This window comes from Paenibacillus phytorum (assembly GCF_013141715.1).
GTDB classification, from domain to species: Bacteria; Bacillota; Bacilli; order Paenibacillales; family NBRC-103111; genus Paenibacillus_E; species Paenibacillus_E phytorum.
The window spans coordinates 302,466-322,435 of record NZ_WHOA01000241.1 but is presented as its reverse complement, the minus strand read 5'-3'; the positions used below and the strand labels follow the sequence as shown (position 1 = coordinate 322,435).

Annotated in this window: 19 protein-coding genes and 1 pseudogene; 7 read left to right on the top strand and 13 right to left on the bottom strand. The window is 46.6% G+C overall.

What is annotated here, in order from left to right; genetic code table 11:
• Window positions 1-5 precede the first annotated feature (5 nt).
• On the bottom strand, window positions 6-1,040 hold the full coding sequence (locus GC098_RS34670; RefSeq protein WP_171648769.1) for a WD40/YVTN/BNR-like repeat-containing protein: 1,035 nt from the start codon (window positions 1,038-1,040) through the stop codon (window positions 6-8).
• Window positions 1,041-1,254: 214 nt separating this feature from the next.
• Here GC098_RS34670 and GC098_RS34665 point away from each other — a divergent pair, with 214 nt between their 5' ends.
• The gene (locus tag GC098_RS34665) at window positions 1,255-2,289 is read left to right on the top strand and encodes a polysaccharide deacetylase family protein (protein WP_171648767.1); all 1,035 of its coding nucleotides are present in this window, start codon (window positions 1,255-1,257) and stop codon (window positions 2,287-2,289) included.
• A gap of 51 nt (window positions 2,290-2,340) precedes the next feature.
• Here the strand turns inward: GC098_RS34665 and abc-f are convergent, their stop codons facing one another.
• Window positions 2,341-4,188, bottom strand: a complete 1,848-nt coding sequence (gene abc-f, locus GC098_RS34660) for a ribosomal protection-like ABC-F family protein (RefSeq protein ID WP_171648765.1) — start codon at window positions 4,186-4,188, stop codon at window positions 2,341-2,343.
• A gap of 388 nt (window positions 4,189-4,576) precedes the next feature.
• On the opposite strand from abc-f, the gene GC098_RS34655 reads away from it, so the two are divergent.
• Window positions 4,577-5,593: a CobW family GTP-binding protein gene (locus GC098_RS34655; RefSeq protein ID WP_171648763.1), complete on the top strand. Its 1,017-nt coding sequence runs from the start codon at window positions 4,577-4,579 to the stop codon at window positions 5,591-5,593.
• Window positions 5,594-5,664: 71 nt separating this feature from the next.
• Here GC098_RS34655 and GC098_RS34650 read toward each other — a convergent pair whose 3' ends face one another.
• Window positions 5,665-6,123 carry a Fur family transcriptional regulator gene (locus tag GC098_RS34650; RefSeq protein ID WP_171649081.1) on the bottom strand — a complete coding sequence of 153 codons (459 nt, stop codon included), beginning with the start codon at window positions 6,121-6,123 and terminating at the stop codon, window positions 5,665-5,667.
• A gap of 156 nt (window positions 6,124-6,279) precedes the next feature.
• Here GC098_RS34650 and GC098_RS34645 point away from each other — a divergent pair, with 156 nt between their 5' ends.
• From GC098_RS34645 to GC098_RS34635, 4 genes and pseudogenes are all read left to right on the top strand, one after another.
• Window positions 6,280-7,299 (top strand): permease, encoded by a 1,020-nt coding sequence (locus GC098_RS34645; RefSeq protein ID WP_171648761.1) that lies wholly within the window; start codon window positions 6,280-6,282, stop codon window positions 7,297-7,299.
• 26 nt (window positions 7,300-7,325) lie between these two features.
• Window positions 7,326-8,354 carry a TIGR03943 family putative permease subunit gene (locus GC098_RS34640; protein WP_171648759.1) on the top strand — a complete coding sequence of 343 codons (1,029 nt, stop codon included), beginning with the start codon at window positions 7,326-7,328 and terminating at the stop codon, window positions 8,352-8,354.
• Window positions 8,355-9,093: 739 nt separating this feature from the next.
• Window positions 9,094-9,231 (top strand): annotated as a pseudogene (locus GC098_RS41890) (transposase family protein); the annotation flags it as partial.
• Between the two features lie 84 nt (window positions 9,232-9,315).
• Window positions 9,316-9,990 (top strand): DDE transposase, encoded by a 675-nt coding sequence (locus tag GC098_RS34635; protein ID WP_246359126.1) that lies wholly within the window; start codon window positions 9,316-9,318, stop codon window positions 9,988-9,990.
• A gap of 738 nt (window positions 9,991-10,728) precedes the next feature.
• On the opposite strand, the gene GC098_RS34630 is transcribed toward GC098_RS34635, so the two are convergent.
• From GC098_RS34630 to GC098_RS34585, 10 genes are all read right to left on the bottom strand, one after another.
• Window positions 10,729-11,733 carry a CobW family GTP-binding protein gene (locus GC098_RS34630; protein ID WP_312880520.1) on the bottom strand — a complete coding sequence of 335 codons (1,005 nt, stop codon included), beginning with the start codon at window positions 11,731-11,733 and terminating at the stop codon, window positions 10,729-10,731.
• 138 nt (window positions 11,734-11,871) lie between these two features.
• On the bottom strand, window positions 11,872-12,441 hold the full coding sequence (locus tag GC098_RS34625) for a hypothetical protein (protein WP_171648755.1): 570 nt from the start codon (window positions 12,439-12,441) through the stop codon (window positions 11,872-11,874).
• Between the two features lie 5 nt (window positions 12,442-12,446).
• Window positions 12,447-13,610 (bottom strand): metallophosphoesterase, encoded by a 1,164-nt coding sequence (locus GC098_RS34620; RefSeq protein WP_171648753.1) that lies wholly within the window; start codon window positions 13,608-13,610, stop codon window positions 12,447-12,449.
• Window positions 13,611-13,649: 39 nt separating this feature from the next.
• Complete coding sequence (locus GC098_RS34615; protein WP_171648751.1) at window positions 13,650-14,330, bottom strand: SOS response-associated peptidase; 681 nt, start codon at window positions 14,328-14,330, stop codon at window positions 13,650-13,652.
• Window positions 14,331-14,510: 180 nt separating this feature from the next.
• On the bottom strand, window positions 14,511-15,014 hold the full coding sequence (locus GC098_RS34610; protein ID WP_171648749.1) for a YhjD family protein: 504 nt from the start codon (window positions 15,012-15,014) through the stop codon (window positions 14,511-14,513).
• On the bottom strand, window positions 15,011-16,288 hold the full coding sequence (locus GC098_RS34605; RefSeq protein WP_171648747.1) for a DNA polymerase IV: 1,278 nt from the start codon (window positions 16,286-16,288) through the stop codon (window positions 15,011-15,013). Before GC098_RS34605 ends, GC098_RS34610 begins: the two co-directional genes overlap by 4 nt.
• Window positions 16,285-16,662, bottom strand: a complete 378-nt coding sequence (locus GC098_RS34600) for a YhjD family protein (protein WP_171648745.1) — start codon at window positions 16,660-16,662, stop codon at window positions 16,285-16,287. Before GC098_RS34600 ends, GC098_RS34605 begins: the two co-directional genes overlap by 4 nt.
• A 145-nt stretch (window positions 16,663-16,807) precedes the next feature.
• Window positions 16,808-17,095, bottom strand: a complete 288-nt coding sequence (locus tag GC098_RS34595) for a stage VI sporulation protein F (protein ID WP_171648743.1) — start codon at window positions 17,093-17,095, stop codon at window positions 16,808-16,810.
• 129 nt (window positions 17,096-17,224) lie between these two features.
• Complete coding sequence (locus tag GC098_RS34590; protein WP_246320718.1) at window positions 17,225-17,515, bottom strand: DUF1294 domain-containing protein; 291 nt, start codon at window positions 17,513-17,515, stop codon at window positions 17,225-17,227.
• Window positions 17,516-17,585: 70 nt separating this feature from the next.
• Window positions 17,586-18,905, bottom strand: coding sequence for an alpha-L-fucosidase (locus GC098_RS34585; protein ID WP_171648741.1), 1,320 nt, complete (start codon window positions 18,903-18,905; stop codon window positions 17,586-17,588).
• Between the two features lie 192 nt (window positions 18,906-19,097).
• Here GC098_RS34585 and GC098_RS34580 point away from each other — a divergent pair, with 192 nt between their 5' ends.
• Window positions 19,098-19,931, top strand: a complete 834-nt coding sequence (locus GC098_RS34580; protein ID WP_246359125.1) for a helix-turn-helix domain-containing protein — start codon at window positions 19,098-19,100, stop codon at window positions 19,929-19,931.
• Window positions 19,932-19,970: the final 39 nt, after the last annotated feature.

The window sequence follows — 19,970 nt, the reverse complement described above, 5'->3', positions numbered from 1 at the left end:
GAGGTTTATGGCGTTAATAAACTCCAGTTCAAACCCCCGTCGGTCGTCCGCCACAAATCCCTAGCATCCAAAAGCCAGCCACTTGTCGCTGTAGGAAAACTTAGGTGTAAACTCGCAGTTAGCGGCTGGAACGTGCTAGGAAATTCGTGTTGACTCCACGTTTCGCCTCCATTATTTGTCCGAAGGAATTGCCATGTTTTCGCACTACTTTGTGGACTCGCATGCAAGAGAATGAACCCATTCTGTGAATCAGTAAAAGAAATGGCCTGTGGCGTAAGGAAACTCGGCAGCCTGCCTGTTTCTTGCCATGTCTCTCCGTCTGTCATGTGATACAGTATCGACACTTCTTTATCCTTCTTACTGGGCCCAATAAACCAACCCTCTATGGCTGAACGGAACGTAAACACGCCCTTCTCTTCTATTGGCATTGAGATGCGGCTTGACGCCGACCAAGTCAAACCCCCATCTTGTGTGCGTAGGAGCATCATGTCTTTACCACTCTGGAACGCAATCAACCCTTGATGTCGGTCAAAAAACCGAAAAAACGGCTCTTCTCCCCTAGTTTCAAATCCAAGTAAGTCCTGCGCGATTACCTCCCACGTTTGACCACCATCTAAGGTTAATCGAAGTTCTGATTTTTTATCAGAAGATTCACTGGTAAGCAGCCAACCCGTTTGAGAATCAAAAAATGAAATCGCGATCGGTATGATTGTTTGAGGCAATCTATTCAGAGCCCGCCAGGTCATCCCACCGTCGCTGGATTTCAAGAATTGAAGATCACGGGCGCCAGAAGCAACACCATAGCCATGAAGCTCATCCACGAATGAGATCGCTTTGGTTGGTGTTACATGTACAGGTTGAACTTGATCTTGAATACCAATTTTTTCACCTGCTACGACCGAAAAACCATTGTCACGTTTTTGAGTTAGTGAAGTCATTAGATTGGGAGACGGAGTTGAGGCTTCCTCATGAAAGCAACCTGTGCACAGCAGAAAAACCAGCAGTACAACTAATTTGTTGTAGCTTATCAAGGCTTTCATGACTCATTCCTCTCCTTTCTTACTGCTAACTCTGCTTGGGTATATGTAAAGACGGTCCATAATCCAAAATAGTTCATGTCCATTTACTGGAGCCACAGCGTACGGGATATTTCTTACAGACTGTAGGGTCTGTTGATTCCGTTATTTTTACTGGATAGGATGTCCCTTCTTGACAAATGCTAGAGCATATTCATAACGCTCGGAGGGGATTGCCATGACCAAATGGCTTTGGTCCATCGTCATCGTAGGCTTGTTAGCGACAGGCTGCGGTGTGTCAAAAAACAAGCCTTATTACGATCAACGCTCTACACAAAATTCTCATGTAGAAGAACAAGATTTAACAACGGATTCTAGTGTCAGCAACGACGAAATTAACACTGAGCCTCTTGTGAGTCCGAGGAGAATGAATAGTCCACTCTCTGCTGGAACACCCACCACTTCAGCTCAACCTGAAGCAACGCCTGCTGCTTTAACACCCAAACCTTCGCCCAAACCTAGCCAAAAAAAAGGAGCAGTACATCCAGAATCTTCTAAGAAACCTTCCGTTCCTGTTCAAAAAAATCAAGGCCAAGCTAGAATATCTCAGAAAAAACTTACACTCTCTCAACTGGTCGTGAAATATCCAGACACCTTTAAGGTACGCGGCTCTGCTCAGGAAAAGAAAGTAGCGCTAACCTTCGACGACGGGCCTGACACCCGATTTACGCCAAAAGTACTTGATGCGCTTAAGGCCAGCCAAGTTAAAGCAACCTTTTTCGTACTTGGTTCTCAAGCTAATTCCCACCCTGATATGATTAGACGGATTGTCAAAGAAGGCCATGTCATTGGGAATCATTCCTACAGTCATGCGAACCTGCCGAAGTTGACGGTGGACAAATTTCAGAGTCAAATAATGAGCACGGAAAGCGTGCTGCAAGGCTTAATCGGCTATGCGCCTAAGCTAATCCGCCCGCCGTACGGCGCGATAAATGAAGAGCAGGTCAGATGGATCGCTGACCACCATTATTTGATCGTGAATTGGAATGTCGATTCCCTCGACTGGAAATCGCTGAACTCCGATCAGGTGCTGAACAATATCATGCAGCAAACGAAGCCTGGTTCTATCATCCTTCAGCACTCCGGAGGTGCTGATAGCCAGGATTTGTCGGGGACGGTACAGGCCATTGGACCGCTAATTAGTAAGCTTAAAGCAGCTGGTTACACGTTTGTAACCGTACCTGAGCTGCTTCACGTCGCAAAAAGCAAATAAGCCGGAAAGCGCATCCTGATGGTGCGCACCCGGCTTATTCTTTTTGTTAGTTTATCCTTGCAGCTCCGAGAGCCTCTTCTTGATGTCTCGGATGATCTGAAGCTGCGCAGGGGCGTTCTCGGGGCTCCACGCCCCCTCGCTCATGAGCTGCGCCAGCGTTAACTCCAGCTGGCGTCGTTCGTTGGCTCGCGCCAGCTGCTCCGGCGAGCTCTCACTCGCCAAGCTCGCCTCCGCATACTCATCGTAAGTGCCGGAGAAAGCGATTGGGCTGCGCTCCGCGCTCAGCCACAATAGCTTCGTCGCCAGCTTACGAATGAAGAAGCGGTCATGCGAGACGATGACCATGGCGCCGGGATAGCGGAGCAGCGCCTGTTCAATCCTTTCCCGCGAATCAATATCCAAATAATTCGTCGGCTCATCCAGCACCAGCAAGTTCGCGCCGCTGAAGTAAAGCTTGAGGAAGGCGAGCCTGCAGCGCTCGCCCATGCTTAAATCACCGATGCGCTTGCGCACCTCTTCGCCTGAGAAGAGGAAGCAGCCCAGAATCGTGCGGGCTTGGGTCTGCGTCATGGCAGGCAGCGTCAGCAGGCTGTCTAGCAGTGTCACGCCGTCGTCGAGATGTTCGAGCTCCTGCGAGAAGTAGCCGATCGACGTCTGCGGGTGCTGCCGCACCTTGCCGGCAGCGGGCTGCAGTTCACCGACGAGCAGCTTGAGCAGCGTCGTTTTACCTGAGCCGTTGGGGCCTAGCACGGCCAAACGGTCGCCGCGGTCTACGCTGAGGCTCAGCTCAGCGAACAACTCGCGTTCGCCGTAGCGGAACGCGGCCCGCTCCAAGCGCACAAGCGAGCGTGAAGCAAAGTCGCTCGCGCTCAGCTTCACCTTCAGGTGCGCCGCTTCCCGCGGCTTCTCCACGCGGTTTCCCTCTAGGCGCTCCAGCTCCTTCATCTTCGCGTTCATCCGCGAGACATGCGCGCCGGCTCGCCCCTGAAAGTACCCGCGCTGTATCGGCACCTCTGCCATCTGGGCGTTTTTCTCGCCCTGATGGAACCACTGCCGATACGTGCGAATACTCTCCTCCAGCTGCTCTCGTAGAAGCTGCTGCTTGCGATAGAGCTGCTCCTGCGTACGCAGCTCGAGTTCTTTTTGGCGTGTATACTCTGTATACCCGCCTCGGTATTTTCGACAGCCTGTCGGCGTCAGCTCGACCAGGCAAGTCGCCACTCGATCCATGAAATGGCGATCGTGGGAAACGAACACGACGGTGCCCGGATAGGCTCGAAGCCACACTTCGAGCCATTCCAGCGACGCCGCGTCGAGGTGGTTGGTGGGCTCGTCGAGCAGCAGCAGCTGCGGCTCGCGCACCATCAGACGCGCCAACTGGGCGCGCGTCTTCTGCCCGCCGCTCAGCTGGCCGAGCGGCTGATCCCACAGCTCGCGGCCGAGACCGAGCTGCAGCAACTTGCGCTCCACTTGGGTTTCCCAGTGGTAGCCGTCCAGCCCCATGTATCGCTCTGCCGCCTCCTGATAGTCGGCTAACAGGCTCTCCATGCAAGGAGCAGCCGCATCCTGCATCTGCGCCTCCAGCTCCTTCAAGCGACGCTTCGCAGCGTAGTGCTCTGGGCAGCCTTCCTCAACATAGGCGTGTGTAAACACCGCCTCATCAGCCTCTGTCTGCTGCCCCATCCAGCCCCACTGATCGAGCGGCAGCCTGCGTTCCACGCTGCCTTTATCCAGCTCCAGCGTGCCTGCCAACAGGCGAAGCAGCGTCGTCTTTCCTATGCCATTGCGGCCATAGATCGCGATCCGCTCCCCTGCATTCACTTCCAATTCCACTTGTTCAAAAAGTGGTTTCCCCGCATATTCCTTCATCACATTCATTGCTTTTATTAGTAAAGTCATAGACTCATTTCCTCCTTTAAATTCAAATACAAAAAACCGCAAGCAATCGCCTACGGCCAGGAAGAACAAGTCATGATTTTGGTATGCAAAGAACAGCAACTCCAGAAGGAGTCAGCCCCTTTAGACATACGTATCCCACTCGCTCTACCTGCACAATCGTAGAGTCTGCCAATCAACGAACATTTTCGTTTTAGCAGAAAAAGTTAGGCTACATACTTCATCGTCAAAGGGTACCTCCGAGTTCTTCAAGATGGCTTTATTATAACATAACCTCCTAAGCACTCAAGGGAGAAAATTATTATAAACCATCTTGCAGCCTGCCCTTTTTTATACTACAATTCAATTCGTAATAATTACTTTTTAATCCCATGACGAAGGAGTCCTTGTTTTGAGCAAAGTTCCCGTTATCGTACTGAGTGGATTTCTAGGCAGCGGCAAAACAACACTGCTCATCCGCATGCTTCAAGAAGCTGCCTCCTTTAACCTGGGCCCGGCTGTTCTTATGAATGAACTTGGAAAACAAGATGTAGACGGCCATCTCCTCCAAGAAGCCTCACCTGATGTTAACATGGCCAAACTGCTCGATGGCTGCATCTGCTGCAGTAAGAAAAATGATATTAGTGATTCCATTAAACAACTGTTAATGCGCAAGCCTGACGTCATTCTCATTGAATTAACAGGTGTTGCCAACCCAGAGGAAATCGTCGATGCATTGACTGAGCCTGCACTACTTCCTCATGTGAAACTACATAAAGTCATTACCATACTTGATGCTGAAAACGTGCTTGAATATAACAGTATTTTCGCCTCGGACCGAGAGCTTGTCCATACACTTCGCAGACAGATGGAAGTTGCGGATCTTCTTATTCTGAACAAAATCGACTTAATCTCTGATAAACAACAGAGGTCCATCGAAAAAACAATTCGCAAATTCAATGAACGTTCCTTAATACTGCCAACCGCACATAGTCAATTTGATTTAGAACTTATTTTCGGCACTCTCAGTCCACAAGGATCGCAATCCACCTTCTCGCCGAATTTCAATAAAAAGTTTCAATTTCAAGCTATTAAAACGGCACAGCCGTCAAGCGAGACATCCAAACATACTCCATCTTTTTCACGTATTCAGACAATAACAATCCCTATGGATGATGACCTTGCTTTGTCACAGCGCTTTGTGGAACGTTATTTAGCAAAATGGGGCTCCCTACTACTTCGCGCGAAAGGTTATTTGATTATTGGCGCTAAACACGAATCCTTTGTTATGCAATTCGCGGGCAAACGCGCGAACTGGCAGCCGACCACTTTCCAAGGAACGCCTTATCTCGTTCTCATCGGTATGGATCTGGATGCGACAACTCTCGAAGATGACTGGCAAAAGCGATTAACGGAATCTCAACTATAAAGAATGCATACCAAAAAGCAGTTCCGCTGAGTTCACCTCAAGCAGACTGCTTTTACTTTTCCACGACTTTTTTAGTGCAGCTCAGAAGGTTGAGATATGCCCGACTTACAATCTGAGCAATATCCAAATATCTCAAAACGATGGCTTTGAATTTCAAAACTCTCCGGTAGATCCTTCACAAGCTTCATCGGACAGAACTCGAAGGTGACCGTCTTTTCACAACTGATACAAATCATATGGTGATGATGATGAGACAAACAACTCGCCTTGAATTTCAAGCCATCCGCCAAGTGAAACTGCTCCAGTACACCCATCTCACTCAACAATCGAAGATTACGGTAGACAGTATCAAAACTCACACCAGGATATTTAACTTTCATGTATTCATAAACGTCTTTTGGCGACAAATAACTTCCGGATTCAGCGAATAACGTTGCCAAACTCCTGCGCTGCTCTGTAATTCTCCATCCTTGCTGAGCCATCGCCCTTAGCATCTCGTCAATCGTATGCGTATGAGTGCCCACCTGCATTACCCCTCTGTCATAAATTGTTCTATTAACATAGTGCAGCAAATGGACCTCTTGCGTCAAGTAGTCGCACATCTCGTCCTTAACAAAGTTGTCCTATTCCCCTTTCATTCATCATAGGTTACAATAGTAATAATTATGATTAAGGAGCCTTCATCAATGCCCACTACTGTGTTTCGAGCGAGCATGCATGTTATATTCGCTATCTGTTTCCTTTTAATTGTGCTTATCCTTTTAAACAACGACATGCTTACACTCTCCCTGCTAACAACAGAACGCATTCAAGCTTTCAAAACCATGTTCATCAGCATCCTCCTAGAAGCTATTCCCTTCATTTTACTAGGTGTATTGCTTTCATCCTTGCTCCAAACGTTCGTATCCGAGCAAACCATACGCCGTTTCATTCCTAAGAACCCTATTCTTGGTATCCTGTTCGCCTGCGTTTTAGGCATCCTATTCCCAATGTGCGAATGCGGCATGATTCCTGTCGTTCGCAGACTAATTCTCAAAGGAATGCCCGTCTATATCGCAGTCGTTTTCATCGTAACCGGACCCATTATTAACCCTATTGTATTCGCAGCTACATTCATGGCTTTCCGAAATCACCCTGCTATCGCCTATTCCCGCATGGGGCTGGCTTTTGCTGTCGCCATAATAATCGGACTGATCCTCTACCGTTTTATCAAAAGCAATCCGCTGCGTATAAGCCGCGCCAACTTTTCCAGCCAAGAATCGTTGGAGGGTCATCAGCATCAAGGCGGTGGCCTATCCAGTAAGTTAAACACATTTTTCGTTCACGCTTCTGATGAGTTTTTCGAAATGGGTAAATATCTCGTCTTCGGCTCCCTGCTCACCGCACTGATTCAAGTTTTTATGCAGCGCGAAAGCCTGCTTGCCATTGGTCAGGGCCCTATCAGTTCCCACTTTTTTATGATGGGCTTCGCCTATATTCTTTCTCTATGTTCCACATCAGACGCTTTTGTCGCCTCATCTTTTCAAACGTCTTTTACATCCGGTTCACTGCTTACATTCCTGGTCTTCGGCCCTATGCTTGATTTCAAAAGCACACTTATGATGCTTTCCGTTTTCAAATCCAAATTCGTACTCCTGCTTTCGGTATTAATTCTTATCACCGTGTTGGGTTGTTCACTGCTTTTGGAACGCTTTTCTAACTTTTAAAGTCATACAATCTAGGAGGAATTGACTTGAGCGAAGTCCGATTAATTAGCTTTCATTATTTCTTTCGTACGATAATTTTGCTTGGTTTTTCCAGCTATATCGTAATCCTCACCAAGACAGATGCCCTTCAATACTACATAGCTCCGCGTATGATGATTTATGTCAAAATCGCCTCCGTTATCCTTTACATCATCGCCTGCTTTCAAGGCTATATGGCACTGCGTGCTTACTGGGGCAAACCAGTTTCCTGCGAATGTGAACAACCAGTTTCTCGCTCAACCTTGCGCAATACAGTTGCTTACGGACTGCTGATTCTGCCGTTGTTAATCGGCTTTCTGCTGCCTAATACAGCATTAAGTAGTGCTATGGTAGCTGCCAAAGGGATGAATCTCTCTGCTGCTAAATCTAGTATAGCCAAACAAAATACAGACCTGATCACCGACAATGGCGCCTCAACAGGAGTGAATACGTCCAACCAGTCAACTGCGGCTGCTCCAAGTCCCACAACAGTTCCACCTGTGAACAATAGCACAGCTATCAGCCCTATTCCTGCTTCTAGTGCCGAGACTCCCACAATTGCTAAATCTGATGCCGAACTCCAAAAGATGTTCCACGCTGATAACGAGTGGGATGAAGATTTTTCCAAAATCGGCATGATCCTCTACAAAAAAGACACCATCGTCGTAAAGCCAGAAATCTACATGGAAATCCTTTCGTCCATTGACCTTTTCAAAAACAACTTCATAGGCAAAAAAATCGAACTCACCGGCTTCGTCTACCGCGAAGAGAACATGTCAAAAAGCCAATTCGTCGTCGGACGCTTTGCTGTAAGCTGCTGTTCCGCTGATGCTACCCCTTACGGAGTCATGATTGACTTCCCGACCGCTCAAAGCTACCCCAAAGACATGTGGGTCAAAGTCACAGGAACCATCCAAAACGGCAGCTACAACGGAAACGACATCTTCACCATCAAAGCAACCCAAATCGAAAAAACCGCAACCCCCGACTCACCGTATATATACCCAAACTTCGAACCGCTCAAAGAGCTTAACTAGTCAGCACAACTAACGACAACCAAACCAAAAAACCGTCAGGACCACTCTTCATGATCCTTGACGGTTTTTTCTTCACCTCGCGGGCGGTTGTCCTATTAATATTCAATGTTCCATACCTCTTACCTCTACTTCTCACTTCTCACTTCTCACTTCTTACTCCTTACTCCTTACTCCTTACTCCTTACTCCTTACTCCTTACTCCTTACTCCTTACTCCTTACTCCTTACTCCTTACTTCTCTCTTCTTACCTTTAAATCTTGCCTAATACCCCACTACTTTAATTTCCATAAAAAGGGAATAATTGCAACTATACATCAACTTCAAACTCTTATATAGTCACTATCCCCATCACTCATTATGTTTTTATACCCATCTCCATTCTTTGTCCTAAATTGCTGCTCAGTTCCGATCGAATTTATGACACTCATACCTTAGTTGAAATATTATTTTAATCCCCGCCGCCTCTTTTATTCTTTCAAGACAAATCTTACCACGAACCATAACCCTCATATCGATCAAATACCCAAACCATCCCCTGTACCCTATTTTCCGTAGTTTTTGCCTAGTTCTATGTCTAATTGAAAAACTGTACTATTTTGCTATATCCTAACTACTAAGTCCACCCTCATACTTGCAAAATCAAAAGAAAAGTTTGAAATAGAGTTGATATAAGAACAAATATTCGATATAATAAAAATAAGAACAAACGTTCCATATCCAACCTGATTGAGGTGTCATAATGGAGACGCACTATCATTTATCAAGTACCCTGGAGCAGTTTCAGCAGCAATTTCCCACTGAAGAGGCCTGTATAGATTACTTTTTTCAGACGAAATGGCCTTCTGGTTTTTCTTGTCCTCACTGTGGGCATTCGCGTGCCTATATAACCAGTACACGCCGACTCCCTCTTTATGAATGTCTTCAATGCCATCACCAAACATCCCTTACAGCTGGAACTATAATGGCAGGCAGTCGCACGTCTTTACATAAATGGCTTACAGCTATTTTTCTTGTATCACGCACGGATCAGGGAACGAATGCTGTTGCACTCTCCAAGATTATTAGTGTCACCTACAAAACAGCCTGGCTCATCCTCCACAAAATTCGTCACGCCATAAGTACAGCCGACCAATGCACACGACTCTCGGGTATCGTCCAAGTAAACTCAGCCGTCTATGGAAAGCCATATAATCCATACTTTCGCAACCATCCACAGGAACACTATCTTCTAGCTGGCTCCTCCCTTAACATTCAGGGCGAACCTTCCTATATCAAACTCAAACTTGTCCCTAAAATACATATAAAAGAAAAGTTTTTTCAACGAGCCGCAACATTGGATTTCACCCAAAAACATATCGAATCACAAACAAGCAGCATCGAATTTATTACTGGACGCTTTAGTTCAAAGAAATTCCGCGCTCTCCTTGCATTCGCTGCAAAGGCCGGTAAATATATTAACAATACTTTCCATGGCATTGGCCAAAAGTATCTACAACATTACCTAGATGAGTTTTGCTATAAGGTAAATCTCACTTTACACGAAGCGCCCATCTTTCAGCATTTGACACACTTATGTACAGCACCTCATGCCAAATTAAACTTTTTCAATCCCCAAAACACACGTATGTGTGCCTAATAGCAGGGGTATAACAATGTAGCCTTAAGCATTCTATCTTGTAGGGGGAATTGTTTTTTTAGTAACCCAAAAGCTGTTTGAAGTAATGTTCACTAGGCTTTTTTTGGGGATATACGAAAGCAGAATACAGATGGGAGTTTTTAGTTATTACTTCACCCCTGCTACTTTACTGCAACCTGAGTCAAAGGGATAGTGGCGATAGCGGGCATAAATAGTAGGTGATAGCTACTAAGATAGTACTCATAGTTTTTACTTAGATATTACTCCATAGTGTTTACTTAGACGATTAATGAAAAATTACCTAACTAACGGTTCTAATCACTCTCTACTCTTCTCTTCTCTTCTCTTCTCTTCTCTTCTCTTCTCTTCTCTTCTCTTCTCCTCTTCTTTTCTCTTTTCTCCTCACCATCTCTCATTACTATCATTTAATCTTATTCACTCTTTATTTTACTTTCATTTACCTCCATCTACTCTTATTTATTCTTGTTTACTCTTTTTGCTTTCATTTTCCCTCTCTACCTCCAACACCTGAGTCAAGGGGATAGTGATCATAGTCCCCGTTAGAGGATAGGCACGACCCATGACCAAGTAATTCTAATCACCTTCGCTCCCCTAATTTGAGCCAAAGGGATAGTGACAACAGTACCCCCTTAGGCCATATCCAACCCGTATGTTACTAAGACTATAGAAAAAAGAATCCTCAGCTTGGCCGCTGGGACTCTTTTGGCATTGAATTGCTTATTTGGCAGCTAGTTCGGAAAGGGATTCTAGTTTGAGCAATTCTGTTCGGACTGCGTCTTTGGAGAAGTTCTCTCCGATAAACACGGCAACGTCCGGCACATCGCCTTTGGGAGTGATTTTGACGAAATCCATCTCTCTGTAGGCGTACTGGAATAAGAACCGGCTTGAGGTATCGGAAAAGCTGAGAATTCCTTTAGCACGGTAAACCTCTTGCGGTAGCTTACTAACAAATTCTTCGAATGCGTTGCTATCAACTGCCCGCTCAAAAAAGTGCGTATACGCCATCACATGATTGTGAGAATGATGATGGTTGGCATCGTGCTGCACGTTATTATTAGTGTCATTATGTTTTGCGTTAGGGTGCTGTTTCTGCCCTTGCTCTTCTTCTAGTGCTTCCATGAGTCTCATGTCGATTTGGCTAAACACGGTGTAGTGTACTGATGCATATGGATTCCATTCGCGTACAAGTGCATCTACTTCCTGAAGCGCCGCTTCCTGTAACAGGTCAGCCTTGTTCAGTAAAAGTAAGTTCGCACAACGGATTTGTTCCTGCATGAGTCGGTAGGTCTTGCCTCGACTTGTCCGACTTAGCTCCAGCAATTGCGGTGCATCCACTACGGTGATGACGGCTTTGAGCTCAACCGGGAGTATAAGCGAAGCATCTGTTACTTCATCAATGATTTCCATTGGATTAGCGATACCAGTCGATTCTATGAAAATCAGGTCGGGCTGCTCCTCAGTTACAAGTTCTTTGAGCGCTGTCGCAAGATCACCTCGGCTCGAACAACAAATGCAGCCGCCCAGCAGCTCGGACATCGGTACTTCATTGGCAATTAACTGCCCATCCAGGTTAACTTCACCAATCTCGTTCATGATAACCGCGGGTTTACGCCCCGCTTCGGTAAAATGATCAATTGCCTTCGTTAATAAGGTGGTTTTGCCGCTTCCGAGGAAACCGGATAACACATACACGGTAACTCTTTTGTGTGCTGTCATACTCATTTCTACCTCCGCCAAGCAGTATGATAGCAAAAGCTTCTAACCTGCTCATAATTGATTCTTCTTCTATTATTCGTAATTATTACCTTTAAGTCAAGAGGAGACAACATTTCCGCAGACTTGGGTATGTTGATTCCATGATTATGTTTCTGTTATTTCTATCTCAGAGGTCTTTTGCTTAACTTCGAATTTAGTAAAAAGGATCGGCCATTTCCCAACAAGCTGGACAAGAAAGGGAAATAGCTTGACCCACAACAGGCTGTTTACCCGATCGGTTGGCTTGAGCGGAAGCTCTAGTCGATCGTAGAGGATTGCCGCAGCTTCTTCGACAAGTGCTAGCGCTAGGTCTGTGGGAGCAGCTGCGTTGACTGCTTCCAAACGCGGAAGATAGTGCTGACTGATGGATTCCGATAAGTGATGCTCAGACAAGTTGTTTGAACCCATCACTTCCCCCATCCCTAAGCTGACGAGACGTGCAACGTCTGCATCGAAAGCATGAGGAATGCAGTAAATTTCCAACGCTAAAGCTGCTATGTATATCTCCCTTAATAACTCATCTTCTTTAGACTCGGATAATATGGGCTCTTTTAGGTAGGCCGCAACGACCGGTTTAATTGTATCCCAGCTATTTTCTATGCTTTTCATTGTAAACTGCATCATTGCTGCAGCTAGTTCTATGGGTGTAATTTGTTTTCTTTCTGCCTCTTGCATGCTGCTTAACCCTCTTCTCTCTCGTTACTTTTAAAATGAATGGTGAGTTCAATAATTTCTGAGCGGCTGCCTAGACGAATGGGCGGTCCCCACGTACCAAAACCTGAGGAAACGATAGCATGAAGGTTACCTTTGCGCAAGTAGCCCCAATCAAGCTCAAAGAGCCTTCTTGTTATAAGGTGATTAGGCGCCATTTGGCCTCTATGCGTATGACCTGATAGCATCACATCTGCACCAGCATCGGCTGCTTTGTCTAGGTGGTAGGGCTGATGATCCATCACAATTATAGGCTGTCTAAGATCTGTGCCCTCCAGCAATGTAGCCAGCGCCTTACGTCCATCAGGCGTTCGCTCGGACGCTTTGTCTTTTCGCCCAACGATGTACAGCCGTTCTTTGATATGGACGGTTTCGTCCATGAGCACACGAATGCCGATCTGATTCATTTGTTCCACGAAGGCAGGAATATGTCCGCCAATGTATTCATGATTACCGAGCACAGCATAAACCCCTAGTGGAGCCTGCAGTTCTCGCATTGTTCTACCCATATTGTAGCGGATAAATGGCTTAATATCATCATCAATGACATCCCCCGGCAAAAGAATCAAGTCCGGTTTTAAGCCATTGACTTGCTCTACAAGCTTACGTAGATGGCGGTTCCCAACAATTGAGCCCAGATGTATGTCGGAGGCTACTGCGATGCGAAGCTGCTCCCAGTCTCCCGCTTTTTTGGGAACCGTAATGTCATATCTGCGTATAACAGGGCTCTGTGCATTATAAGAACCACGAATCATAGCGATGAGTATAATCCCTACATTTATCCAACCGAGAATCGGAACATATGTATTTGAAGGAACGGATGCAAGATGGAACACACCTATCGCCAAATCTGTCAACGGCAGTAGCAGAATTCCAAATTGCATGATGGCAAACCAGTAGGAGCCGATAATTTTCAATAATCGGGACACGCCGGCAGGCAGCACCCGCGAGCTTACCCATGCTAATAAATATGATAAGGCGACAATCCAGAAGACAATCCAATATAGCCCAGAATGAAACCAAGAACCTAGTTGGTCCGATAAAAAGACTCTGCCGTGCCAACCAATGTAGCTATTCACACCAAACACAATAACGAATATGAGCGTGATGCTTATTGCCATGCGTGTTTTCATGTCGTTAACTCTCCCATTCTGCTCTTACAATTTCTCCTTCTAAAGGAGGAGGCTTAACGGCTCTATACACAGCTCATCGTCGTTACGTACATTGCCCACTCGGCTCGATACGGGGTAAGCAAACATTTGATCCGCCGGATACGGTTGCAATAATGGTCGCAGCGCGTCTGTGTTTGTGATACTGCGATCCAACCAAACCGCCTCCATCTCCCTCGGCAAAATGACCGGCATACGCTCATGAATATCCGCCATCAGTTCGTTCGCTTCCGTTGTAACGACGGTGCAGGTAGAAATGCGCGTGCCATCCGCAGATGTCCACGTGTCGTACAGCCCTGCCATACTAAAGATGCCTTTGCTGCGCAGCATAATACGCATCGGCTGCTTATGCTTCCCCGTCCCTTTCCAGTCGTAGAAGGAATCTGCCGGAATCAGGCAGCGCTTACGCTCAAACGGCTTGCGGAAGGCAGGCTTGTCCGCGAGCGTCTCAGCTCGTGCATTGAGCATCTGGTAGCCTAGCTTCTCGTCCTTCGCCCACTCTGGAACGAGCCCCCAACGCAGCTCGCCAAGCTTATTCTTCTCCCCGTCATGGACGATAGCCATGACTTGCTGTCCCGGTGCTACATTATATTTGGGGCTGTATCTCCCAGGATATTTATAATAAATATCATAATGAAGCATAAGCTCCTCTAACGTCACGGTGATCGTATAGCGTCCGCACATCTGTGCCCATCTTCTCCTTCGCATGGTTTTCCCACATGAGAACTAACTCTATTAGTTGCTGAAACACTCTTCCTCCATTATGAGAAAAAGAATTACTCACGTCAATTCGTGTAAGCCCGAGGAAGATTTCTCCATCGGGCTTCTGTCTTCGTCTTGCTATTGTCTCGAGCTTCTCTCGTTCTACGCTTTCTGTTCATCAACTTTCGGAGCGTTATACACACTTGCTACCAGATGATCAATGTACCGTGCTGTTCGCACGCTAATTTCAGCACGCATGTAATCTTTAGCTATGATAAGCGCATCTTCATGCCCACGACATACATAGCGGTAGTGAATGGCGCGGTCATCCTTTTCCTCTTCAAATAATTGAATGCTTCGCTGCATCATCTTGGTTTTAATTTCGCTTAAGTCGGCTTGTATATGCGCAGCAAGCGCATGAGCGACTCGGGCATAAAGCATTCGGAGCGTTTCGGAGGATCTCTCGATTTCACCGGCTTTTTTCTTGATCATCCCATGCATGAGCGGCAGCAAGACATAATCTCGCATAACCCCAATGTCTTCCGCTGTGGGACGGTTGGCCGGAGCAGGTCTATCACTGCGTTGGTTTTGAAAAGCCTCTCGATGCTGAGGCAGCATCATCCTGCTGGATTCCCATAGGCCGTTTTTTTCCAATTTTTTGCTCATTTATAATGCCCTCCGATTTTGAGCGCCCTGTTCTGCGCTTGGCCGGCTGTTGTGAGCGAGGAAGCACGAACAATCGCCGCGTTGCCGTATCGGTCCTTGATGCTGTCCGTCACTTTTTCAAGCGCTCGCGCCTTGATCTGATCCTCGAAGAGGGTAAGCTGGTAGGTATCATCATCCACTAACTGGCTCAGCATGACACCAGCGCGACGCACCGGCATGGTGTCCCAGAACTTGTAGAAAAGCTGTTTCACTGCTTGAAACACCGTACTTGTATGATTCGTAGGATCAGGCATCTTCATTTGACGCGAAAAGCCTGTCGGGGCGTCGAAAGGACTGCACATACAGCTTACGGTAACAATTGAAGCCATATAGCCTTTGCGCCTACAGTCGCGGCACACCTCTTCCGTAAGCTCGAGCAGGATGGTATCTACTTCAGAGGAGTCCGCGTAGTCCCTTGGCAAAGTCATCATATGGCCTACGGACTTCGGAGGCGTATCAAACGTACCCGGCGTGACCGGACTATCATCCAGTCCGTTCGCTGTTCGCCACATGACTTCGGCGTGAATGTCCGACTGTTTGCCGAAGCGTGCGCGGAATTTATTCTTGAGCTGCGGCAGCGGCGTTCTCGCCACATCGCCAATCACATACATACCCAGCTTGGCAAAATGCGCGGTCATTCGAGAACCGACACCAAACATTTTACTTACAGGCTGCTCCCACAAGTATTTCTCGACGTTTGATGGGTGCAGCGTGAATATGCCACTTTCATTCTTTTTAGCCCAAATATCGGTCGCGATCTTCGCTAGTATTTTATTAGAACTAATGCCTATTCGAACCTTTACCCTCGTTTGTTTAAACACCTTTTGCTGAATGGTTGTAGCCATCGTGATAGGGTCTCCGAATATAGGTAAACTCGCTGTAATATCAAGAAACTGCTCATCAATACTGAAAATTTCAACCAGATCGGTAAACTCTTCGTAAATTTTGGTAATCTGCAGCGATACATTAATGTAGTGCTGCATGCGTGGACGCATCACGATCAGCTCAGGGCACTTCTTAAGCGCTTCGCCCAACCGTTCAGCTGTGGATACGCCGTATTCCTTGGCAACGGGGCAGGCGGCTAGAATGATACCCGATCTCAGAGCAGGGTCTCCTGCAACAGCAACCGGTTTCTCCTCCAAGCCCGGATGATCCGCTTTCTCCACACTGGCATAGAAGCTCTGACAATCTGCTAGGAAGATCGTTCGTTCCCCGCCGTGGCGATCTTTGCTCACCGCAATCCCCCCCGCATATTCATGAGCGTGGTCATAAGCTCAGCCTTGACCAAGCTGCGAAGCATCGTGAAATGATGAATGTAGCCTCGAACTTTGTACTCTACGTTAATGCCTAAAGCATTCGTTTCGGTATGGATAACTTTAATATCTCGTTTCTTCATCTGGCTCTTAATACTTTGTAATTCCGGATAAATAGCCATTTCAACCTCTCTGAGATAAAAAAGAATATGATTGTACACGATTTTATCCTTATAAACCTTGAGCTCCTCCATGTCCCTTGCTAGCATATCGAGCAAAATGGGCAGCAGCGTGTATTCCTTAACAATTTGAACATCCTCTTCTGTCTCAATTCTTGAACTTGAACTAACTTTCATATTTCCACCACCATATGCGAACATATATTCGTGTTACTTATTATATACCGAACACGTATTCGTTATGCAAGTGAATTTTTCTGGAAGCAAAAAAAGCCACCTAACAGGGCATCTTTAACCCTGCAAGTGGCGCATTTTGTTTAGTCTATCGAAACATGGACCAGAGTTTGATCAAGTGAAAGGCGTTAGATGGATCAATCTTTTGTGCAATTATAAACTCCAATATTTGGGTCGTTTGGCTTCCGCTTAGCTTCTCACCGAGAATGTCGGCGGCAAGTCCTATTAAGCGCGTAACCTTGGTATGATTTTGTAAATCAGCTTTCGTAACACCCTGCAGCAGCATTTTAATGCGTTCCTTGATCTCTGGATTTTTCATCTTGAACTTTACGCGCTCTACGAGCGCAGGATCGATGCCATAATGGTAATAACTCATGTTCGCACCTCCGATAACCTGTCATGCTCCTATCTTATGAGTAAACCCATGCAAACTTGACTAGGACTCCTGTATAAAACAAGAAAACAGTTGCCGTTGCCGGCAACTGTCTCCTATTTTTTGCTATTGCTACATATAAATCGCGACCATGATGACACATAGGCTATTTAGCGCAACAAGCAGCGGCATGCCAATGACGAATGAGGTATGTTTCGTTTTATGGCGCCAAACCCGCATACCGAGCCAGCCGCCAATCCCGCCACCGAGAGCAGCCAGTATAAAAAGACGTTTTTCAGGCACTCTCCGCCCGCCTTTTTTGGCTTGTCCCTTATCATGTCCCATTTCTATGAACGTAATAATATTCATCAGCAGTAAATAACAGAGGAAATAAGTCAAAGTTCCATACACCTTCGTTTCCAAAAAAATAGTAAGCCTCTACTATCATCTTAAAAGCGAATGCGGGCACGGTCAAATGTTAATTTATTTCCTTCTAGAGTAACTCCAATTCCACAACGGTAGCTCTTTTATCCGGCAGCGGATAGCTGGAGTGCTCAGGTCTAGCGAAACTAATGAACGCATCATCCGGATACTGAGCGGCATTCCAAGGACGGCTTAGGAAGAGCTCGGAACCGTCAGATAGCAGCCTTGCTTTCTTCACCTTACCAGCCAACCCGTTCAAGTTAATGGGACCTACACTTTCCTCAAACAAGTGGGCATACAGCAGATTGCCCTTTTGCGTATACCTGCCCCACTCCGGTTTCGGTAAGTAGGCTTGCCCGCAGCCGTAAATGCTGTCCCCATTTTTCTGAACCCAATTGCCGATCTCTGCCAAAATGTCCAGCGACTCCTTCGGAATCTCTCCGAGCGCATTCGGACCCACATTCAAGAGAAGATTCCCATTTTTGCTGACGCACTCTATCAGCTTCCGGATAAGGGTAGTTGAGGATTTATATTGGAAATCTTGGGCTGCGTATCCCCAGTTATTATTCAGCGTGATACAAGCCTCCCATGGAAGCGAGTTGCCCTCGTCATCCGTCACGCCTTGCGGCGGAATGATCTGTTCCGGTGAAGCAAAGTCGCCCGAATAGCTGAGCGGATTTTTAGTGAAAATAGTTCCGCCTTCTTCACCGCTTGCGTCCAATCGGTTGTCTACGATGATATGTGGTTGCAGAGATCGAATCATCGCCATCAGCTCGGTTGCTTTCCATGTCTCACCCTTCATGCGATCATAAGAGAAGTCGAACCACATAACATCCAACTTACCATAGTTCGTCAGCAGCTCTCTTACTTGCCCATGCATGTACTGAAGGTACCGATCGAACGTCTCCGGATTTCTTGTGTAGTTCTCATTATCTCGCATCGGATGAATGCGATCCCCATAAGCCGGATAATCCTCATGATGCCAATCGATTAACGAGTAATAGAGCCCCACCTTTAAGCCTTCCGCCCGAAACGCTTCAATAAATTCGCGAACCAAATCTCGCCCGGCCCGCGTATTCGTTGACTTATACTCAGTGAGAGCGCTATCAAATAAACAAAACCCGTCATGATGCTTGGCCGTCAATACCGCATATTTCATACCCGCTTGCTTCGCCGCACGCGCCCACGCCTTAGGATCATAACGGACAGGATCGAATTCATCATAATACGTTTGATAGTCCTCTACCGAAATACGCTCGACGCTGCGCACCCATTCTCCTCTAGCTGGAATGGCATACAGTCCCCAATGAATAAACATACCGAATCGATCCTGCAGAAACCACTGCGTACGCTCTGTTCGTTCTTGAATAATCGGATGATTGCTTGTCATCAGGTACACACCTTTCGTAATTAAATGCGTGTTTAAAAAGTCCGCTTTCAGAACCGAGAAGGCCCCGACGAAGTCCTTTTAAACAACCTCTTAAAACTTCACAACTTTAGTCTACCAAGCCTGTGCTATAATAGACAGGTACGAAACTAACCTCAATCAGGATATAATTAACATTCTCAGGTGAACATGACGATGAATACGCAGCAAATTACATTCCTATCGGACCTTCTGCAGAACCTACAGATCCACATTTTAGAAGCTCATCTTACGCAGTGTACCACTTCGTGGAAGGAGCTTAATTTTACACCAGAGCATAATAAGCTGTATTGGATTCTGGAAGGCGAAGGCTGGGTTAAGGTTGACCATCAAGAGCTTAATCCTATGCCCGGTCAGCTATGTCTGCTTCCTGCCCACGCGCTCCATTCTTACTCCACGATCAGCGATCGTCCTTATTTAAAATATTGGTGCCACTTCACAGCGCATATCGGTTCTTTTGATCTATTTCAATGGCTGGATATTCCTTTGTTTATCCAAATTCGCAACGTCGAGCAGATGACGGCATGGTTTCAGGAGCTTGCCACCTTGCATCATGAACCGTCACTAACTTCGCGCTTACGGGAAAAAGCGATCCTACTGCAAATCATATCCAGCTACTTGGAAGCGGTTCCTGTACAGGTACTGCAAAAACGTACCGATGAAATGGACCGACTCAGCCAATTACGGCAATTCATTGAGCAGAATCTTCATAAGAGCATCACTGTGGAACAAATGGCCAAGTCCGTTCACCTGCACCCCAATTACTTGATCAAATATTTTAAAAAGCACTTTGGCATGCCCCCGGCCAAGTATATGCAGCGCAAGCGCATCGACAAGGCCAAATTTCTGCTCACGACCACGTCGCTCAGTATGAAAGAAATTGCCGAGCAGACTGGTTATGAGGATACGAACCATTTCGCGAAAAGCTTCCGCAAAGATACCGGTTTTCCGCCTACGGAATATCGGATGAATGTGCGGGGTAAAGGATAAAGTAAAAAAACGCTAGGATCAGCGACTGACAGTGTCATC

Coding starts and splice junctions, on each gene's coding strand:
- GC098_RS34600 (WP_171648745.1), bottom strand. CDS start 16,662: ATGAAAGTTAGTTCAAGTTCAAGAATTGAGACAGAAGAGGATGTTCAA.
- GC098_RS34630 (WP_312880520.1), bottom strand. CDS start 11,733: ATGAGTATGACAGCACACAAAAGAGTTACCGTGTATGTGTTATCCGGT.
- GC098_RS34650 (WP_171649081.1), bottom strand. CDS start 6,123: ATGCAGGTGGGCACTCATACGCATACGATTGACGAGATGCTAAGGGCG.
- GC098_RS34585 (WP_171648741.1), bottom strand. CDS start 18,905: ATGACAAGCAATCATCCGATTATTCAAGAACGAACAGAGCGTACGCAG.
- GC098_RS34615 (WP_171648751.1), bottom strand. CDS start 14,330: ATGTGCGGACGCTATACGATCACCGTGACGTTAGAGGAGCTTATGCTT.
- GC098_RS34620 (WP_171648753.1), bottom strand. CDS start 13,610: ATGAAAACACGCATGGCAATAAGCATCACGCTCATATTCGTTATTGTG.
- GC098_RS34635 (WP_246359126.1), top strand. CDS start 9,316: ATGGCAGGCAGTCGCACGTCTTTACATAAATGGCTTACAGCTATTTTT.
- abc-f (WP_171648765.1), bottom strand. CDS start 4,188: ATGACTTTACTAATAAAAGCAATGAATGTGATGAAGGAATATGCGGGG.
- GC098_RS34670 (WP_171648769.1), bottom strand. CDS start 1,040: ATGAAAGCCTTGATAAGCTACAACAAATTAGTTGTACTGCTGGTTTTT.
- GC098_RS34625 (WP_171648755.1), bottom strand. CDS start 12,441: ATGCAAGAGGCAGAAAGAAAACAAATTACACCCATAGAACTAGCTGCA.
- GC098_RS34580 (WP_246359125.1), top strand. CDS start 19,098: ATGAATACGCAGCAAATTACATTCCTATCGGACCTTCTGCAGAACCTA.
- GC098_RS34610 (WP_171648749.1), bottom strand. CDS start 15,014: ATGAGCAAAAAATTGGAAAAAAACGGCCTATGGGAATCCAGCAGGATG.
- GC098_RS34595 (WP_171648743.1), bottom strand. CDS start 17,095: ATGAGTTATTACCATTATGGCATCGATCCTGCGCTCGTAGAGCGCGTA.
- GC098_RS34665 (WP_171648767.1), top strand. CDS start 1,255: ATGACCAAATGGCTTTGGTCCATCGTCATCGTAGGCTTGTTAGCGACA.
- GC098_RS34645 (WP_171648761.1), top strand. CDS start 6,280: ATGCCCACTACTGTGTTTCGAGCGAGCATGCATGTTATATTCGCTATC.